Origin of the sequence: Nocardia sp. NPDC006630 (assembly GCF_040611495.1) — a bacterium.
GTDB lineage: Bacteria > Actinomycetota > Actinomycetes > Mycobacteriales > Mycobacteriaceae > Nocardia.
Genome location: NZ_JBEXOK010000007.1, coordinates 95,977 through 114,358 on the forward strand (window position 1 = coordinate 95,977; position 18,382 = coordinate 114,358).

General features: G+C 67.4%; 14 protein-coding genes. 11 read left to right on the forward strand and 3 right to left on the reverse strand.

Annotated elements, in window-relative coordinates; genetic code table 11:
• The first annotated feature begins 71 nt into the window (after positions 1 to 71).
• The 9 genes from rplL (at position 72) to ABZX86_RS21735 (ending at position 11,752) form a co-directional block, all read left to right on the forward strand.
• Positions 72 to 455: a 50S ribosomal protein L7/L12 gene (gene rplL, locus ABZX86_RS21695; protein WP_355126056.1), complete on the forward strand. Its 384-nt coding sequence runs from the start codon at positions 72 to 74 to the stop codon at positions 453 to 455.
• A gap of 421 nt (positions 456 to 876) precedes the next feature.
• Positions 877 to 3,606: a phosphoenolpyruvate synthase gene (locus tag ABZX86_RS21700; RefSeq protein WP_355126058.1), complete on the forward strand. Its 2,730-nt coding sequence runs from the start codon at positions 877 to 879 to the stop codon at positions 3,604 to 3,606.
• The gene (locus ABZX86_RS21705) at positions 3,593 to 6,970 is read left to right on the forward strand and encodes an AMP-binding protein (RefSeq protein WP_355126059.1); all 3,378 of its coding nucleotides are present in this window, start codon (positions 3,593 to 3,595) and stop codon (positions 6,968 to 6,970) included. The genes ABZX86_RS21700 and ABZX86_RS21705 overlap by 14 nt, the downstream gene beginning before the upstream one ends.
• Complete coding sequence (locus tag ABZX86_RS21710) at positions 6,967 to 7,218, forward strand: acyl carrier protein (RefSeq protein ID WP_355126061.1); 252 nt, start codon at positions 6,967 to 6,969, stop codon at positions 7,216 to 7,218. Before ABZX86_RS21705 ends, ABZX86_RS21710 begins: the two co-directional genes overlap by 4 nt.
• The gene (locus ABZX86_RS21715) at positions 7,215 to 8,303 is read left to right on the forward strand and encodes an SDR family oxidoreductase (protein WP_355126063.1); all 1,089 of its coding nucleotides are present in this window, start codon (positions 7,215 to 7,217) and stop codon (positions 8,301 to 8,303) included. The genes ABZX86_RS21710 and ABZX86_RS21715 overlap by 4 nt, the downstream gene beginning before the upstream one ends.
• On the forward strand, positions 8,300 to 9,199 hold the full coding sequence (locus ABZX86_RS21720) for a nucleoside-diphosphate kinase (protein WP_355126065.1): 900 nt from the start codon (positions 8,300 to 8,302) through the stop codon (positions 9,197 to 9,199). The genes ABZX86_RS21715 and ABZX86_RS21720 overlap by 4 nt, the downstream gene beginning before the upstream one ends.
• Entirely contained in the window at positions 9,199 to 10,170 is a 972-nt protein-coding gene (locus tag ABZX86_RS21725; protein WP_355126067.1) for a ScbA/BarX family gamma-butyrolactone biosynthesis protein, read from the forward strand. The genes ABZX86_RS21720 and ABZX86_RS21725 overlap by 1 nt, the downstream gene beginning before the upstream one ends.
• Positions 10,170 to 10,808, forward strand: coding sequence for a nitroreductase family protein (locus tag ABZX86_RS21730; protein WP_355126069.1), 639 nt, complete (start codon positions 10,170 to 10,172; stop codon positions 10,806 to 10,808). The genes ABZX86_RS21725 and ABZX86_RS21730 overlap by 1 nt, the downstream gene beginning before the upstream one ends.
• The gene (locus tag ABZX86_RS21735) at positions 10,805 to 11,752 is read left to right on the forward strand and encodes a hypothetical protein (protein WP_355126071.1); all 948 of its coding nucleotides are present in this window, start codon (positions 10,805 to 10,807) and stop codon (positions 11,750 to 11,752) included. Before ABZX86_RS21730 ends, ABZX86_RS21735 begins: the two co-directional genes overlap by 4 nt.
• Positions 11,753 to 11,755: 3 nt before the next feature.
• Here the strand turns inward: ABZX86_RS21735 and ABZX86_RS21740 are convergent, their stop codons facing one another.
• Both ABZX86_RS21740 and ABZX86_RS21745 read right to left on the reverse strand, forming a co-directional pair.
• Positions 11,756 to 12,514, reverse strand: coding sequence for an ABC transporter permease (locus ABZX86_RS21740; protein ID WP_355126073.1), 759 nt, complete (start codon positions 12,512 to 12,514; stop codon positions 11,756 to 11,758).
• Positions 12,511 to 13,788, reverse strand: coding sequence for a glycosyltransferase (locus ABZX86_RS21745; RefSeq protein ID WP_355126075.1), 1,278 nt, complete (start codon positions 13,786 to 13,788; stop codon positions 12,511 to 12,513). The genes ABZX86_RS21740 and ABZX86_RS21745 overlap by 4 nt, the downstream gene beginning before the upstream one ends.
• A gap of 175 nt (positions 13,789 to 13,963) precedes the next feature.
• On the opposite strand from ABZX86_RS21745, the gene ABZX86_RS21750 reads away from it, so the two are divergent.
• Positions 13,964 to 16,522: a cytochrome P450 gene (locus ABZX86_RS21750; RefSeq protein WP_355126077.1), complete on the forward strand. Its 2,559-nt coding sequence runs from the start codon at positions 13,964 to 13,966 to the stop codon at positions 16,520 to 16,522.
• On the opposite strand, the gene ABZX86_RS21755 is transcribed toward ABZX86_RS21750, so the two are convergent.
• Complete coding sequence (locus ABZX86_RS21755) at positions 16,519 to 17,331, reverse strand: helix-turn-helix domain-containing protein (protein ID WP_355126079.1); 813 nt, start codon at positions 17,329 to 17,331, stop codon at positions 16,519 to 16,521. The two genes, ABZX86_RS21750 and ABZX86_RS21755, sit on opposite strands and share 4 nt — an antisense overlap.
• 112 nt (positions 17,332 to 17,443) lie before the next feature.
• Between ABZX86_RS21755 and ABZX86_RS21760 the strand changes: the two genes are divergently transcribed.
• Complete coding sequence (locus ABZX86_RS21760; RefSeq protein ID WP_355126081.1) at positions 17,444 to 18,379, forward strand: alpha/beta hydrolase; 936 nt, start codon at positions 17,444 to 17,446, stop codon at positions 18,377 to 18,379.
• The last annotated feature ends 3 nt before the right edge of the window (positions 18,380 to 18,382 follow it).

Below are 18,382 nucleotides of genomic sequence, written 5' to 3' on the forward strand. Positions count from 1 at the left end.
CGCGCGGCTGCCACCCGCCGAACGCGCATATGATGGATGTACCGCCTGGTCAGCGTTATAAGGGGTGCATCATGGCCAAGATGACCGTCGACGAGTTGCTGGACGTCTTCAAAGGCATGACGCTGCTGGAGCTTTCGGGGTTCGTCAAGGCATTCGAAGAACAGTTCGGCGTCACCGCCGCCGCGCCGGTGGCGGTCGCGGCGGACACGTCCGCTCCCGTGGACGAGGTCGCCGATGAGCAAACCGAATTCGATGTGATCTTGGAATCCTTCGGGGACAAGAAGATTCAGGTCATCAAGGCCATTCGGGAGATCATCCCCGGCCTGGGCCTGAAGGAGGCGAAGGATCTGGTCGAGTCCGCGCCCAAACAGGTCCTCGAGGGCCTCAGCCGAGACGCCGCCGAAACCGCGCGTTTCAAACTGGAGACCGCCGGAGCCCGCGCCACCGTCAAATGAGATTCGCGGCCGGCGCAGTCGTGGTCGCGCGAGCGGGGTGGGCTCGACTCGTCCACGCAGCGTGACCATTTCGCCGAGTTTCCAGTGCGTATCAGGGTGCGGTCTGCGCGGCCGTAGAACGGTGTCGTGACGTCCGGCATGCCCAGCCGCAGCCTGGTGAACAGGGGTGGTTTGCCGTGCGCGCCGAATTCTCGAATCACGGAAATTGTCTGGGACGGAAGTGGGTTGAGGCCGTCTACATCGGCAAAGGTCAGAGGCGGTGTGGCATTCAGTTTCCGCCTGATGCAAACACCCAGGAATTGTGGGCTGGCGCACATTTGAAACATGCACTATTCAAAGAGAGTCCTTCGATCTTGTTCGGCTCCCCGCCGGGCTGTGTGCCGACACTGCGGCTCCGGTCGGGGGTGATGGGAGAGCTCTAGTGCAGGTGCTTGGTCCGTGGTCCGATTCGGTGGTGATCGATGAGCTCGCGGGTGGAAAGGCGCGCGGGTTGTACGGGGTGCAGAGCAGTGGTGTGCGGGTGCCGGAGTGGGTGGTGCTCGGCCGGGATGTGTACGACGGGTTTCTCGGTGAAGGTGGATTGTCCACGGCGGTAGCGGAATTCGCCGAGATATCCGAGGTGGAGCAGGCGGTGGTGCGCGCCGGGGAGCTGCGTGCCGAGCTGGTGGCCGCACCGGTGCCGCAGGTGGTGCGGGAGCTGATCGTGACCGCGTGTGAGCGACTGGGCGACGGCCCGATCGCGGTGCGCTCCTCGATGCTCGCCGAGGACGGCGCGGGTAATTCCTATGCGGGACAGTTCGATACGTATCTCAATGTCCGGGGCGTACCGGCGATCGTCGAACGGGTGCGCGACTGCTGGGCCTCGGCATTCTCCGAGCGGGCCGTCCGCTACGCCTTCGCGCGCGAGCTGCCCCGCGCCGCCGCGCCGGCGGTGCTGCTGCAGCGGTTGGTGGCGGCGCGGGCCAGCGGTGTGGTGTTCACCGCGAATCCGGCGACCGGAGCGCGCGACGAGGCCGTGATCAGCGCCGTGTACGGGCTCGGGGAGGGCCTGGTTTCCGGTGCGGTCGACGCGGATTCGGTGATCGTCGACAAGGTCAGCGGCGCGGTGCTGGAGGTTGTGCTGGGCGATAAGGATTCTCGCTACGACCCCGCGGGCGAGCAGGGCTGGCAGGTGCGCGAGGTCGAGGCGGAGGCACGCGGGCGGGCAGTGCTCACCGATGCCGAGCTCGCCGAGCTGACCGAGATCGGCCGCAAACTCGAATCACACTGCGGTGCACCGCAGGACATCGAGTGGGCTATCGACGATATCGGCATATGGGTATTGCAGTCCCGGCCGATCACCACCCTCGGCGCGGCGGCACCGCTCGGGCGGACCGTGGAGCTGCGCGGTGCGGGGGAGGAGATTCCGGCCGGTGAGCTGCGAATCTGGGACAACTCCAATATTATCGAGAGCTTCAGCGGCGTCACCTCGCCGCTCACCTACACCACGGCCGCCGATATCTACGGCCGGGTGTATCGCGGTTATGCGGCCTCGCTGGGCGTCCCGGACGAACAGCTGCGGCAGACCGACGCGTGGACCTCGGTGCTGCTGGGCAGCTTTCACAGTCGCGTGTACTACAACCTGTTGCACTGGTATCGCATGGTCGGCATCGCGCCGGGGTATCCGCTCAATCGCAAGGTGCTCGAGGCCGCACTCGGTGTGGACGAACCCCTGGCCGACGATATCGCGAAGACCCTGCGGCCGTTCGTATTCCGCAGTCGCACCGCCCTATTGCGCTCGCGCGCCATCACCACGGCGATCTACGTGCGGCGGCTGCGCGGGATCGATGCCATGGTCGAGCAGTTCGTCACCGAGTTCTATCGGGTCTACGACGAATACGACGCCCTGGACTACACCGAGCTGACCGGCGAGCAGGCCTACGCGGCCTACCGCACGGTGGATCGGGACCTGGTCGAGCGCTGGGGCCCGCTGATGGTGCTCGACGCCATCCTGCTGACCCTCACCGGGGCCATGTTCCTGCTCACCAAACTCTTCCTGCCCAAGGCGCCGGAATGGTTCCTGTATGCGGTGGTGGGTCCGGGCGCCGATGTCGAATCCGCTGATCCCGCGCGCGCCATGACGGCGCTGGCACAGCTCGTCCGCGCCGATCCGGAGTTGACGACGCTGATCAATTCCAGTGCACCGGAACAGATCTACGCCGAACTGCAGAATTCCGATCGCACGGAGTTCCTGTCGCGGGTGAACGAGTACATCAATCTGTACGGCTATCGCAGCCTGGACGAGCTCAAGCTGGAAACCCCCGACCTGCGCGAGGATCCGGCCGGCCTGTTCGTCATGCTGCGCAGTGCCTCGGGCCGGGTCGGCGATGCCGCCACCGCGAGCCGGTCCGCCGAGGCGGACGCCTATCTCGACGCGAACCTGCGCGGTCCGCGGCGGCGGATCTATGAACGTCTGCGCGCCAAGGCCTCTCGCTGCGCCGCGCACCGCGAGCGGCTGCGCTTCTGCCGCACCCGCGCCTTCGGCATGGTCAAGCGCATGATCCGGGTGATGGGCCGGGATCTGGTGGCGCGTGGTGTGCTCGACGAGTTCGCCGACGTGTTCTACCTGACCAACAGCGAAATGCGCGGCTGCTACGAGGGCGAGGACACCACGACGCTGCGCGCCCTGGTCGCCGCGCGGAAGGTGCTGCGGGCGAAGGATTCCACACTGGTCGCCCCCGCGAGATTCCGGACTCTCGGCCCGGCGCTGGGGCGTGCGGAGCTGGCCGAACAGGGCTGGGTGCCGCTCACCACGACCGCAGCGGCCACCGTGGGCACGGTGCTGACCGGAACACCTTCGGCCGCAGGCATTGTCGAAGGACCGGCCGTGGTGGTGGACGAGCCCCGCGATGTGGCGGGCGGCATTCTGGTCGCCTACCGCACCGATCCCGGGTGGGTGGCCGCACTGCCGTCCGCGACGGCACTGGTGATCGAGCGGGGCAGCCCGCTGACCCATGTGGCCATTGTGGCGCGGGAATTGGGCGTGCCCACCGTGGTTCAGGTCAAGGATGCCGCCACGCGTCTGCGGACCGGTATGCGAATTCGCGTCGACGGCATCAACGGCACGGTCACCGTGCTGTCCGAAGGAGATCAGCCTGATGAAACTCTCTGAAGATATTGCGGCGGTCCGGGATTGGCTCGCGAGCCCGTCGGAGTCGACCGGAATCCACCTGGCCGACGAGGCCGACGGCTGGGAGTTCCGCAGTTATCGCGAACTGGCCGACCAGACCTGGTCCATCGCCGCGCTCATGCGTGCGCACGGTCTCGGCAGCGGTGACGGCGCCTGCGTCATCATGCCGACCGGATTCCCCTGTGTGGCGGCCTTTTACGCCGTGTGGGCATGCGGTGGCGTCTTCACGCCGGTCGCGCCGCCCATGTTCGGCGATCTGGACGAGATCGTCGCCCATATCGCGGGCATTCTGCGGCAGGCCACACCGCGGCTGGTGGTGACCTCGCCGGAATTCGAGCAGTTCGTGCGGCGTGCGGCGATCGAAGCCGGCCGTGCCGACGAGCCGCTGGTGATCGACCCGAAGCAGCTCGAACCGGCCTCCGGCGCTCGGGAATTCGGTGTCCCGGCGGAGGTTTCGCTGCTGCAGTTCACCTCCGGCTCCACCGGAACGCCCCGCGGCGTCCGGGTGAGCTGGCGCAACCTGGCGAACAATATCGCGATGATCTCCCGGCTGATCGATTGGCGGCCCGGTGAGGCCTTGGTGTCGTGGCTGCCGCTCTATCACGATATGGGTTTGGTGGGCGCCTTCCTCACCACGGTGACCAATCAGGGCGATCTCTACCTCATGCGCCCCGATCAGTTCGTGCGTGATCCCGCACGCTGGCTGCGGGCCATGGCGCATGCGCAGCACTCGCCGTCGCCGTCCTTCGCGCTCGGGTATGTGGCGCACCGTGTCCGGCCGGAGGAGATCGCCGATCTGGACCTGTCCGGCTGGCGCACGCTGGCCATCGGCTCCGAACCGGTCGAGGTGTCGGATCTGCAGTCCTTCGCGAATCTCACCGGGCCGCGCGGGTTTTCGATGGGGTCGTACACCCTGGCGTACGGCCTCGCGGAGGCCACGCTCATGGTGACCTCCTCGCACACCCGCAGCCCGATCACCGCGCTGCGCGTCGACAATCCGAATCTCCGCTTCGGAGAGCCGGTTCCGATCCTGGAGGAGGCGCAGCTCGACGATACGCACCGCGTTTTCGGGGCGGGCTGGATCACCGGGCTCGGATATTCGACCCCCGAATCCACGGTCACCGTCGTCGATGACGAGGGCCGTGAACTACCCGACGGCGTACTCGGTGAAATGGTCGTGACCGGCGGGTCGGTAGCGCTGGGATACTCCGGCGCACCCGGCGCGGGTTCCTCGACCCACATCACCGACGGCAAGCTCTACTCCGGGGACGCCGGATTCCGCTACCGCGATCAGGTTTTCGTTCTCGGGCGCATGGGCTCCAGCCTCAAGGTGCGCGGCCGCTCGGTCTTCATGGAGGACATCGAATCCCGCGTCGCCCAGGAAACGGGGCTGACCAAGGGCAAGCTCGCCGCGGTGGGTATCAGTACCGCGGGGGAGCAGGGCATCGCGCTGTTCGCCGAGACCGCGGCGGGCGAATGGATCGCGGAGGCCCGCAAGATAATTCGCGGGCACCTCGGTCCCGCGCAGACCGTGCACATCGTCACCGGCCCGCGCGGATTGATCCGCCGTACCTCGAGCGGAAAGCCGCGCCGCCGCCACATGTGGCAGCTGCTGCGTGACGGCGCGCTCGCCGGTGCGGTGCTGCACGATGCCGAGGCCGCGCCTGCCGCCGAGTCCGGCCTGCCCGAGCACCGGTTGCGGCAGCTGCTGGAATCGGCGCTCGATGTCGTCGCGGTGCCGGACGATGCGGCGGTGCTGTTCGAGGGCTCGCTCGCCGAGGGATTCGGCAATGTGGGCTCCGATATCGACTTCCTCGTGGTCGCACCGGGTGCGGAGGAGCTGCCGACGCTGCCGACGGTGCTGTTCCTCGACGGTCGCCGCGTGGAGGTGCGCACACGATCGGTCGCGCAGCTGCGGCGGCAGTTGACGCAGGTCGCGGTGGAGCCGAGCGAGGATCTGCTCAATCGCTGCCAGCGGTTCCTGCGCGGCACGGTGCTGCGGGAGGGGGCGGTCGATCTCGCGGCGCTGCGCGCGCTGATTTCCCACCCCGATTTCACCGCGGTGGCGGCGGCCTGGTGGGCCGCACGCGCGGTGCAGGCCTTGCGTTTCTCGATCGCGTTGCGGGCCTTCGGATCACAGGCCGAGGCGGTCGAATGGGCGTGCGACGGCCTGCAGCAGGCCATGAAGGGCTGGGCGGCACGCCACGGCGAGAGCTATATCGAGACCAAATGGCTGCCCGAACAACTCGATCGGATCGGCTCCGGCGAACTGGTGGACCGGTATCGCGCGATCGCCGATCCGGGAACCTGGCCGGCGACCGGCCCGCAGGAGCAGTCCCGCTGGGAAGAGCTGCTGGCGCTGGCCTCCGCGCTCGGCGTCGAGGAGATCGCCGATGACCCGCATCAGCTCCTGTTCGCGCGCAGCTCCGGTGTGACGACCTGGTCCATCGGTGGCCGCCTGCACGTGCTGCGCGGTGACCGAGAGGTATTCGTCCTCTCCGACGAGGCCGCTCGCGCCTGGCGGTCGGTGGTCTTCCGGCATTCGGTGCGTGATGTACTCGCCCGCTCGCCATACGAGATCGGCGGCGCGCTGGCCGAATTCGTTCATCTCGGCCTGGTCGGCCTGCAGTGGCGCGGTGCGGATGTCCTCGAACCCGCCCTGGCCATGTGCAAGCCGCTGCGTCCCTGCACACCGGTGCCGAGTGCGCTGGCACCCGCGCTGGGGCAGACGGGTGCGGCACGCGAGGGTGGGATCGCCACGCTGGTACCGCTGTCCGCGACCAGATTCACCGAATGCGGCCTGAATCTGGTGTGGTCCAACGTGGTACTGGAGAACGCCAGGGAAGACCTGGTGGGCGCGATCAAGGGCGCACAGGGCGCGGTCGCCGATATCGCGGCGCATCGTCTCATCGCCATGAGCGTGCGAGTGGTGCTGTCCGCCTTCGGCATTCATCCCCTGCCCGCCGACGTCGCGCCGATCGAGACGGTGCGTCGCCTCCTGCCCGCGCATGCGGTACAGCGTGAGGAACTGCTGGACCAGCTGGAATCGGCTCGGCGAGTGCGCTTCTCGGAGATCCTGCGCACTCAGGGCGATCCGCTCGAAGGCCTGACCACACTCGACGACTTCGTCACTCTGGTGCGCCGTATTGCCGGAGAACCCGATTCCACCACCGGTTTTCCGGCTTCGTTCGACTCCCGCGAGCAATGGCAGCGCACCCTCGCCATCGGCTACGACTGGCTGCGCATAGCGGGCTATCTGAATACCGATCTGCCCCTGGACGAGACCCGCGACCTGCTGGCCAGCGGTGGACACCAGCCGCATCTACGCGAAAGCGAGCACTCATGACCGCCGAACCCGCTGTCGCCGCGCGCATCCGCGACATTGTCACCGCCATGGCGCCGCAACCGCCGGCCGAACTCGCCGATACCCAGCGCCTCATCGAGGACCTCGGCTACGACTCGCTCCGGCTGATGGAGCTGACCGTGGTGCTGGAGCGGTCGTTCGGATTGCCCAGGTACCGGCCGGAGGATCTGATGGGCGTCTTGCGCGTGGGTCAGGTCATCGACCTGGTGGCCCGGACGGAGGCCGCATGAGTACCCGCGACCTGGTGCTGGTGACCGGTGCGAGCGGTCTGGTCGGCGGCGAGGTGGTGGCCCGGCTGACGGCGGCCGGGCGACCGGTTGCCGCTGTGGTGCACAGCAATTCGGTGATCACGCGCAATGACGGCACCCCGGTGGCGGCCGAGCGGCAGGTGACAGGCGATATCCGGGCCCCGCACTTCGGGTTCTCGGTGGAGGATGCGGCCGAACTCGCCGATCGGGTGGGCTTGATCGTGCACTCGGCCGCGACCACCGCCTTCGATGCCACGCCCGAGGCCTACGAGGAGCTGAATGTGCGCGGCACCGCGCACGCTGTCGAACTCGCACTGGAGTGGGGCGTACCGCTGGTGCATGTCAGCACCGCCTATGTGTGCGGGCTGCGCAGCGGCGCCATCGAAGAGGGCGAGGCGGCCCCCGGTCAGTCCTTCGGAAATGGCTACGAGGAGAGCAAGTTTCGTGCCGAGCACCTGGTGCGGACGGCGGGGGAGCGGGGCCTGCGCTGGGCGATCGTGCGGCCGGGGATCGTCACCGGTGATGTCGTCACCGGCGTGATTCGCGAGTACAAGAACCTCTACACCGTCGTCAAGCTCATGGTCGAGGGCAAGCTGCGCACCCTGCCCGGCCGCTACGATGCGACGCTCTCGCTCGCACCGGTCGATCATGTCGCGGAGGTGATCACCGCCGCCGCAGTCGATTTCGAGGCAGCGGCCGGTCGCACTCTGCACGCGGTGGGCCGGGACACCCTGTCGCTGCGCGAGGTCTCCGATGTGCTCGCGGAGTATCCGTCCTTCGAGGTGGCCACCTTCGTACCGGAGACGACGTTCCGGCCCGAGGATCTGGAGGCAATCGAGCGTGAGTACTACCTGCGTATCGGCATCCTCTACACCAGCTATTTCAAGCGCCGCCTGCACTTCGAGACCACGGTCGCCGACGAGGTACTCGGCAGGCCTTCGCCGCCCACCGGCAAGGAGTACCTGCGCGTGCTCCTGGATCACTGCCTGGAATCGGGCTACCTCGGCACACCGCTGCTGTCGATCGAGGACATGCTGGCGCGCACCACGATCGGCGGTGCGGTATGACCGGCGATCCGGTGCGCAAACTGCTGTCGGAGCTGACGCCGTCCGAGGCGAAGGTCGACGCCTACCTGGGCGACACCTATGCACTGGAGACGGTCGATCAGCTCGAGCGCCTCGGCCTCGATGCCGCCACCTTCGCCCGGGAGCACTCGCTGCTGCTGCTCAAGCCCGATGCCATTGTCGCCCGGGCGGTCGAGCCGACGCTGGAATGGCTGTCCGGCAATGGGTTCCGGGTGGTCTCGGCCCACCGTGTCGCGGTGGACCGGCATCTGGCCCGTGCGCTGTGGTACTTCGCGTGGAATATCGCCTCGCCGGAGCGGCGTCGCCTGGCCGATCTGCTGGTGGGCATTTCCGATGTGCTGCTGCTGGTCGTGCACGGCGCCGACGGCGAGCTCCCGGTCCCGGTCCGGCTCGCGGAGGCGAAGGGCGCGACGGATCCCCGCAAACGCCGTCCGGGCGATCTGCGGTACGTGCTGGGGCGGCACAACTATCTGCTGAATCTTGTGCACTCGCCCGATGATCCGGCCGATGTGCTGCGCGAGCTCGCCATCTACTTCGACGAGCGGTCCAGGGCACAGGTGCTCACCCAGGCGGTCACCGGCATCGACAGGTCCGCCGCCGCGGCCGAACTCGCGCGCGAGCTGTACAGCGGGGTGCCCGAGCGCAGCTTCGATCGGGATGCCGCCTTCGCTCGGCTGTACGCCGAACTCGGTTCCGTGGCAGCGGAATCCGATGCGGAGTGCGCCGAGCGACTGGCCGCGGCCATGGCCGCCGGCCGGGAGTTGGATGCCTGGTCGGCAATCGTGCTCGGTTCCTACGTATTTCCCATGCGCGTCGGGTCGCAGTCGCAGACACTGCGGCCCATCGGCGCGAAAGATTGGTTGGAAGGTCGACCCTGATGCACATTCAAGCCGTGACGGCCACGCACGTCCGCACCATTCCCCGCACCCTGGCGCACCGGCACTCCGTGTCTGAGGTATTCGTGACCTCGCTGGACGCCGTCGCCCCCGATACCTTCATCGTCGGCGCGCAATTGCCGCGTATGCACGCCCATTACGGCGATCACGCCGGTGTGCTGGGTCTGCGGCACGATCTGGTGGCGGTGATGGAGGCTGCTCGGCAGGCGTCCATCGCGGTGACCCACGAGTTCTACGGCGTGCCCACCGACCGCGCCTTCCTGGTGCGCACCTTCAACGGCACCGGTGCCGATACCACGGCCTGGGATATCGGCACGGCCCCCGCGGATCTGGAGATGCAGGTGCGGGCGCTGCGCACCCACTACCGCGGTGATGATCTGCAGGGCCTGGACCTGGTGCTCGATATCAGCAGCGGCGGCGTGCCGATGACCACGGTCGACGGCTCGTTCTCCTGGGTCAGCCCGCAGCAGTGGGGCGCCATTCGCGGTGGCTTCCGGAAACAGCTGGGGCTCGGGGCTTTCGAGGGTGCGCTCGATATCGGGGAGCGTGCGCCCGCCGCGCTCGTCGGCCGGGAGAACTGGCGCAATGTGGTGATCGGACCGCCCGAGTCCAGCGATGGCGTGACCCGTGCCGCACTGGTCGCCGACACCACGCATCCGATTCTGTTCGACCATCAGCTCGATCATGTGCCCGGCAATCTGCTCATCGAGGCGAGCCGGCAGGTCGCGCTCGGCGCCATCCAGCCCGAACTGCGCCGATTGGTGAGTGTGACAAGCACTTTCAACCACTTCGTGGAACTCGACCGTCCCGCCGAATGCATCGCGACGATCACCGACGCGGGCGTCGACACCACCGTCGTGCGGTGCGAGATTCATCAGAAGGGTGCGGTGGCCTCGCGGATCGATCTCGAATTCGCCGGGAGCGCCACAGATTCCGATGCGGAGGCGATCTGATGGGTATCGATCTGCTGACCACCACCCGCGCCTTCCGGCGGCGGCTGGATCTGAGCCGGCCGGTGTCGCGGCAGGATCTGCTGGAGTGCCTGGAGATCGCGGTGCACGCGCCGAGCGGCACCAATCGCCAGCCGTGGCGCTTCGTGGTGGTGCAGGACGCGGAACTCAAGCAGCGGGTCGCGGAGCACTATCGGAAGGGGTTCGCCGCCAATCTCTCCGGTCGCACGCCGCGCCCGGATCAGCTGGCGGACCTGGCTTCCGGCCGCTATCTGGCCGAGCATCTGCACGAGGTCCCCGCGCTGGTCCTGGTCTGTGCGCTGGGTCGCCCGCCCGCGGAGCCGACGCCGTTGCGGCTGGCCAGCTTCTACGGGTCCATCTACCCCGCAGTCTGGAACTTCATGCTGGCCCTGCGCGAGCGCGGCCTCGGATCCACCATGACCACCGCGCATCTGGCCTACGAGCGGGAGGTCGGCGAGGTGCTCGGCATTCCCTTCGAGGAGGCCACCCAGGTGGCGCTGGTACCGGTGGCGCATCTGCTGCCGGGCTCGGACACACCGGCTCGCCGCCGCACACCCGCGGCCGAGCTCACCGGCTGGGACGGGTGGGGCGAGCCGATGCCGCGGGAACAGCTGTCGTGACCGGAGTTGTCGAAACCGCCTTCCGCCCGGCCTTTTTCGTATCCGCCGGGCGGATCGGCCGGTTCACCAAGGTGATGTACAAGCCGCACTATCTGCTCTACGGCGTGCTGTGGGTGCTGGCGCTCGAGGGTACGGCCGCGCTGGTATCGCGACCGGATACACCCTGGCACCCGACCGGCGCGACAGTCGCGCGCATTGCGATCGTGGCGGTCGTACTGCTGTATCTGCGCATGGTCGACGAGCAGAAGGATCTGGAGTACGACCGCGTGCACAATCCGGACCGGCCGCTGGTCACCGGGGCGGTCAGCGCTGCCGAGTTGCGTACGGCGATGGGGGCCATAGCCTTCGGGTCGATCGCCGCGAGTCTGCTGTTGTCGATCGGGTCGGCACTCATGATCGCCGGCGTACTCGGTTACGGGCTACTGCTGTGGGGGCTGGAGCGGCTGTCGGAGGCGGTGCGCACGAACATTCTGCTGAATCTCGTGGTGACGTATCCGGTGCAGCTCCTGGTGACCGCCTATGTGGTGCTCTCGGCCATCGATACCGGTGAGGTGGGCGGGCGGTGGCGGACGGCGCTGGTGGCGGTCGTCTTCGCGGGCGCATTCCTGCAGTTCGAGTTCGCGCGCAAGACCTCCAGGATCAACCGTCCCGGTGAACTCCTGTATTCGAATGCGCTGGGCCCGAACGGGAGTGCCGCCGCCTCGATGCTGTTCGCCGTGGTGGCGGTGGTGTGTGAGGTCGCGGTGGTGCAGCCGTGGACCCTCGGTGGCGCGGCGGTGGTGATCGGCTGGATTCCGCTGGCGCTGCTGCTGATTCCCGCAGTGGGGGCATGGCGGTTCCGGCGTACGGACGATGCGGAATACCCTGTGGTGCCCGCCGTACTGTTCATCCTGAGCCTGTACCTGGTGTTGATCGGCCAGGCGGTGGTCGCTACCCGACGCTGACCCTCAGTGGTGTGCCAATCGAGCGAAAATGGTTGCCGCACCGGAAAAGCCGATCGCCGCCAATCCCGCGCACCAGAGGATCGCGGCGACCCAGTGTCCGGTCCCGTTGGCGTCCAGCAGTCCGCGCACCGTATCCACGATCGGCGTCGCGGGCTGGTGGTCGGCGAAACCGCGCATCCAGCTCGGCATGGTGGAAGTCCGGACGAATGCGCTGCTGACGTACGGGATGAACGTGATGGCGTAGGTCAGACCGCCGGCCGCTTCAGGATTGTCGACGGCCATGCCGAGAGCGACGGCGATCCAGGTGATCGCCAGGACGAACAGGGTGATGACCGCGCCCGCCGCAACACAGCCGATCAGCCCGGCATGCGGACGATAACCCAGTAGCACCGACACTATTACCGCGATACCGATGGCCGCCATGGTGCGGATGACGCCCTCGGTGACATGCCCGGCCATGAGCGCCTGCCGGAACATCGGCAGGGTGCGGAAGCGATCGACGCTGCCCTTCGTCATATCGGTGCACACGCTGGTGGCGGTGATGGAGGCGCCGAATCCCGTGCAGAGCAGCATGATTCCTGGCACCACATAGTTGAGATACGGGCCGCCGACGTCGATCGCGCCCCCGAAGACGTAGGTGAACAGCAGCATGACCAGGATCGGCATGGTCAGCGAAATAATGAGCGTATCCGGACTGCGCAGTGTGCGCCGGGCGCACCGGCGGAACATGACATAGGTGTCCGCGACAGCCGGTGCGGTCATTTCGCGGCGGCCTCGACGAGATCCGCGGCGTGCGCCACGGTGCCCTCGGTGCGCAGTGTCTTCGCGAATTCGGTGACCCGGGTGCGGCGTTCGGGCGTCAGCAGCGGTGCGAGGGCCTGCTCCATGCGCGCGGCCGTGAGTCGCGTGAACGGCAGATGCGCGCCGAGACCCAGGCGCTCGACCTGACCGCCCCACATGGGCTGTTCGAACGATACCGAGCACACCAGGGTCGGCAGTCCGGCGCGCAGGCTCTCGAACAGAGTGCCGATACCGCCGTGATGCACCGCGGCCGCGCATCGGGGAAAGACGGTGTCGTAGGCGAACGGGCCGACAATCTTGACATGTTTCCCGGCGCGGGAGGTCGCGGCATCCAGATCGCTCCAGCCCGCGCTCATCAGGGCGCGCACGCCGAGCCGGGCGGACACCTGCTCGACCATGGCCAGTACGGCCGCCGTATCGCGTATGGGCATGCTGCCGAAGCCGAAGAAGACCGGTGGTTCGCCCTCGTCGATCCAGGACAGGATGCCCTCGTGATCGTCGGTCAGCTCGCCCACCGCCGCGCGGGTGGCATGGTCGAGGGTGAGGAAGCCGGTGAAGGGCCGCCGATCGTCCCACTGCTCCGGCAGTCCCGGAACCAGTGCCGGATCGTAGATCTGGATTTCCGGGACGTGTGCCCGCGCCAGCGCCGCGGCGGGACTCGTCAGTGTCTTCGGCAGGCCGAGTGTGGTTCGCAGGTCGTTGAGGTAGCGCATGAAAACCACGCGGCGCAGGTTCTCCGCGACCGTCCAGGTGGCGCGATTGACCAGCGCCGGGGGATTCCACTGCGGTGGCAGGGCTCCCGGAAACGGATAGGCGCTGTTCGCCCGCGCCGGAAAGTAGTGCAGGCTGACCAGCGGTACGCCCATCGCCTCGGCCACCGAGCCGGCACGGTCCTCGGTGACGGTGCTGGCCACGATCAGCTCGGCCGCGGCGCAGACCTCGATGACCTCGTTGTTCATCTGCTCCGCGTACTCGGACATCTGGCCGGCGACCAATTGCATGAGCCGCAGCGTATTTCCGGCGGCCAGTGCCTGCTGACCCGCCTCGGAGCTGTAGAGCTGCTGGATATCGGGTCCGCACGGGCGGGCGGCCAGCCCGGCGGCGGTGACGAATTCGACCAGATTGGGCGGTGCGCCGACCAGCACGTCGTGACCGCGTCGCCGCAGTTCGAGCCCGAGCGCCACGACCGGGTGCACGTCCCCTCGGGTTCCGGTCAGGGGGATCGCTATTCGCACGGGGCTTCTTTCAGCGAGTCGGTGGGACGCATTGTCGAACTGGTGGGATGCATTGTCGTGGTGGGATGCACTGTGATGGTGGGATGCTTCGACACTCGATGCTGCCCAGCATGCCGTCCAGACCATAGAAATGTGGGCGTTTCAGTTACCGCCCCGCATCAGTACAGTGTCGGTGATGCACATCGCGATGTTCGTGGACTACCACCCGGCCACGCTCGGCGGCGTTCAAACCGCCGTCGACTCGCTGCGCCACGGACTCGAACGTGCCGGTCACCAGGTCACCCTGTTCGTCGCGCCGGCGCCCGGCGCGGAATCCGCGGACCCGAATGTGGTGCAGCTGCAATCGCTTTCCGTACCAGCGGTGAACGGGTTCTCGGTGGTGCTGCCCAGTAGAGGCAATGACGCGCTGATCGACGCCGTATTCGCCGCGCGCGGCCCGATCGATATCGTGCATACCCACACCACCTACGGCGTCGCCATCTCCGGGATGAAAGCCGCTCGGCGGCATCGTATTCCGCTGGTGCACACCGCGCAGAGCCGGGACGACGCCTTCATCGAACGCACCTCGCCGGCGCCGTATCCGACCGCACTGGCGCTGCGCCTGCTGCACGGCCGCTTCGTACCGCATCGGCACCACATGCCGCAGCTGCTGGAAAGCCGTGCGGCGCGGCATGCCTGGTGGACCATTGCCGGGCAGGCGGAGGCGGCGGATCGGGTGATCGCGCCGACCCGTCATTTCGCCGATCTGCTGCTGGCGCACGGGCTGACCCGGCCGCTGCGCGTCGTCTCCAATGGGGTCGACGATGCGCTGCTGGAAGACCTTGTGGCTCCGCAGAATTCATCTGACGGCCCGCTGCGGCTGGTGTGGTGCGGTCGGCTCTCCGCCGAGAAGCGGTTGCTCGAAGCGATCGAAGCGGTGCAGCGTAATGAGCACTGCGAGCTGGACATCTATGGCGATGGTGAGTTGCGCGGCGCCGCGGCGGGGTTCATCGCCTCGCATCGACTGGCCGGTCGAATCCGGTTGCACGGCAGGACCACCCAGCGAGAGTGTCTGGAGGCCATGGCGGTAGCGGATGCGCTGCTGTTCCCCTCCAGCGGATTCGATACCCAGGGCATGGTGCTCCTGGAAGCCGTCGCGGTGGGACTTCCCATCATCTACAGCGATCCCGCGCTGGGCGAAACGGTGCCTGAGGGTGGTGGTGTGCTGGCCGCGGATTCTTCCGTGGGCGCACTGGCCGCGACCATTTCGGAGCTCGCCGCCGATCGCAGTGCACTCGCGGGAATGCGAAAGGTGCTGGGGGAGAGCGGAGCATCGGCGCACCAGTCCCGGCATATCGATGAGGTGCTGGAGGTGTACCTGCGGGCGATCGAGGCCGGCGCGCACCATCCTGCACCGGCGCTGCCTCGTACGCTGGCCGAAATACCCACCGCACCGGGGCAATTGCCGGTGCTGGGCCACAGCCTGCGCGCTCTGCAGGACGCGCCGGGATTCGTGAAATCGCTGCCCGAACTCGGGCCGATCGTGCGAATTCGCTTCGGCAGCAAGACCGGATACCTGCTCACCACCCCCGAGCTGGTGCGGGAAGTCCAGCTGAGCGAGGCCGAATTCGACCGAGAGGATCTGCGCGAGGCCATCGAGGATGTCGCGGGCGGCTCGGTCAATGTGCTGCGCGGCGAGGAGCACAAGCTGCGCCGCAGAATGATCTCGCCGGCGCTGCGGCAGAGCCGGCTGGCCGAATACTCGCAATCGGCAGCCGATATCGCGAACGCCTGGTCGGCGGGGCTCGCGACCGGTGACCGGGTGAATCTCATGGACGAGGCGCACGGGCTGGTCCTGGACACCGTGTCCTCCACACTGTTCCAAGCCGATTTCGGCAATGCCGCGCGCCGCGAGATCCGCGACAATGTGCCGTGGTTGCTCAGCCAGGTCATCCTGCGCACCGCGCTGCCCCCGCAGGTGCGCCGCCTGCGCGTCATCGCCAATCATCGCTGGCAGACCAAGGCGCATCATCTGCGCACCGCCGTGGGCGCGGTGATCACCGAATACCGCCGCCGCGACGAGGATTTCAATGATGTGGTGTCGGCGCTCATCCGCCACACCGACAGTGAGACCGGCGCGACGCTCTCCGATGCGCACATTATCGACGAGGCGATTCTTATGCTCGCCGGTGGCGTCGGATCGATGGCGTCCCTGGCGGGCTGGCTCTGGCACGAGGTCATGCGGCATCCGGAGGTCGCCGAGCGGCTCTACGCGGAACTCGACGCCGTCATCGGTTCGGAACCGGTACGGCCGGACCACCTGGACTCACTGCCCTACCTGAAACAGGTGGTGGCGGAGACCATTCGCTTCTGGGGCCCGTGGATCAGCGCCGCCAACGCCACCGAGGACCTCGTCCTCGGAACCCTCACCATCCCCGCCGGTGACGCAATCATGTTCAGCCCTTACATGGTTCAGCACGACCCCCGCAACTTCCCCAATCCGGAAGCCTTCGACCCGGCCCGCTGGTCCCCGGGCCGATCCGACGACGTCGCGAAGAAAGCCAGCCTCTCCTTCGGCGTAGGCCGCCGCCGTTGCCTCGGCGACCACTTCGCCATGCTCGAAATAGCCCTGGCGTCGGCCGCCCTCTTCACCCGCTGGCGCCCCACCCCCGACGCCAAATACAAAGTCAGAGCCTCGAATCGGGACTTCGTCCTCTCACCCTCGGCCCTCCCCGTCACCCTGCACCGCCGCTAGCGTTTTGTACTCGACGGCCAGGCTCTGTCGTCCACCGCGAGCCAGGGTTCGCCGGTGGCGGAGGTGAGCGGCGTGCCGGTGAAATCGCGGACGTCGCGGTAGAGGTGGGATTGGTCGGCGTAACCGCTGTCGGCGGCGACCTGGGCGGGTGGATGGCCCAGGACCAGGCGGTGGACGGCGTGGTCGAAACGGACCAGCATGGCGGCGCGTTTGGGCGTCAGGCCGATCTGGGCGGTGAAGCGGGACCACAGTCGCTGGCGACTCCATCCGACTCGGGCGGCAAGGTGCTCGACGCGCAATCGGCCGCGGCTGAGGGTGATTTGGTGCCAGGCCCAGGCGATCTCGGGATCGACGCGGTGGTCCTCGCGCAACCGCGCCGACAGCATCGTATCGACCCGTGCGAATCGTTCCGGCCAGCTTCGGCTTTCGTGTAGACGTTCGCGAAGGCGGAGGGCATCGCGACCCCAAATATCTTCGAGTCCGACGAGTTTCCCGCTCAATTCGGCGTGCGGGAATCCGAGGATGGCGGATGCGGTCGTCGGTGACAGGCGCACCTGCACGCACTCGATGGCTTCCACCCGTACCGGGGACGGACTACTGCCGAGGCCGAGAGCCAAACTGCCCGAATGACTTCGGCCCTCCGAGTCGCGGACGTCGAAGCAGCGATCACCGAACTCGACCACCACGGTGACGGCCGGATGGGGAATGGCGCGCAGCTGCGCCGGGCCGTCGCCGTGAATGCGGAATCCCGCCATATCGACACCGTGCAGTGCGGATGCGCGCGACGGTCGTGCAATTTCCCAGGCCACCTGCCGATTGTAGGAGTGGTTCAGCGCTTCGGTGGAGGCTGACATTTCTTCAATACAGCGCCCGGGGTCGTCTGGGAGTGTGGTCGCATCACCGATCGACCGAAGGAACACCATGGATGAGACCACCTCCGCCGCAACACCATCGAGTCGGCGGCGCCGCACCGGGCTGCTGATCGTCGCGGTGTGGGCAGCTCTGCTCACCGGCAATTCGGCGAATGCCGCGAACGCGTCGGCGGACGATTCCCAGGAGCAGATGGTGCACCTGCCGGAGGGCGATATCCACGTCGTCGCCAGTGGAGTGCCGAGCGCCCACGCGGTGGTGCTGCTGCACGGCCTGGCCGGATCGACCGCCTGGTGGGACCAGGTGATGCCCGAATTGCAAGATCAGTACGTAGTGCGGATCGACCTACTCGGACACGGCAAATCGGCTAAACCGGATAGCGGTTACAGCATGGCCGAACAAGCCCGCCGAGTCGGGGCCGTGCTCGATGAACTCGGCGTGCGGGCCGCGATTGTCGTCGGGCATTCCACGGGCGGCTACGTGGCCACCGCACTGGCCGAACAGCGCCACGACCTGGTGACGGCACTGGCATTGATCGATACCGGCCCACGGCTGGACGCATTCACCGACAACGGTCCGGCCGGGGTACTGCTGTCCGTCCCGGCGATTGGGCAACCCCTGTGGCCCTTGCTCCCGGACGCCGCGATCCGGGTGTCCCTCAGCACCGCATTCACCATCGATGTGCCGATTCCCGACCAGATTGTCGCCGACGTCCGGGGCATGACCTACCGCAGTCTCACCGCGACCTCCGACGCATCGGATGCCTATCTGCGGGACCGTCCCGAACCGGACCGGCTCACCGACCTCGGCCTGCCGACCCTGGTGCTCTTCGGGGCCCACGACCGGCGATGGCAGGCCTCGTCCTTCCAGGACTACCGCCGAGTCCCGCATGTCCGGATCGAATCTCTCGACTGCGGTCACACCCCCATGATCGAGGAGCCCGGCGCGACCGGTGCGCTCATCCACGACTTCGCCGAACAGCACTGAACG

Coding starts and splice junctions, on each gene's coding strand:
- ABZX86_RS21740 (WP_355126073.1), bottom strand. CDS start 12,514: ATGACCGCACCGGCTGTCGCGGACACCTATGTCATGTTCCGCCGGTGC.
- ABZX86_RS21760 (WP_355126081.1), top strand. CDS start 17,444: ATGGATGAGACCACCTCCGCCGCAACACCATCGAGTCGGCGGCGCCGC.
- ABZX86_RS21705 (WP_355126059.1), top strand. CDS start 3,593: ATGAAACTCTCTGAAGATATTGCGGCGGTCCGGGATTGGCTCGCGAGC.
- ABZX86_RS21715 (WP_355126063.1), top strand. CDS start 7,215: ATGAGTACCCGCGACCTGGTGCTGGTGACCGGTGCGAGCGGTCTGGTC.
- ABZX86_RS21720 (WP_355126065.1), top strand. CDS start 8,300: ATGACCGGCGATCCGGTGCGCAAACTGCTGTCGGAGCTGACGCCGTCC.
- ABZX86_RS21750 (WP_355126077.1), top strand. CDS start 13,964: ATGCACATCGCGATGTTCGTGGACTACCACCCGGCCACGCTCGGCGGC.
- rplL (WP_355126056.1), top strand. CDS start 72: ATGGCCAAGATGACCGTCGACGAGTTGCTGGACGTCTTCAAAGGCATG.
- ABZX86_RS21710 (WP_355126061.1), top strand. CDS start 6,967: ATGACCGCCGAACCCGCTGTCGCCGCGCGCATCCGCGACATTGTCACC.
- ABZX86_RS21730 (WP_355126069.1), top strand. CDS start 10,170: ATGGGTATCGATCTGCTGACCACCACCCGCGCCTTCCGGCGGCGGCTG.
- ABZX86_RS21725 (WP_355126067.1), top strand. CDS start 9,199: ATGCACATTCAAGCCGTGACGGCCACGCACGTCCGCACCATTCCCCGC.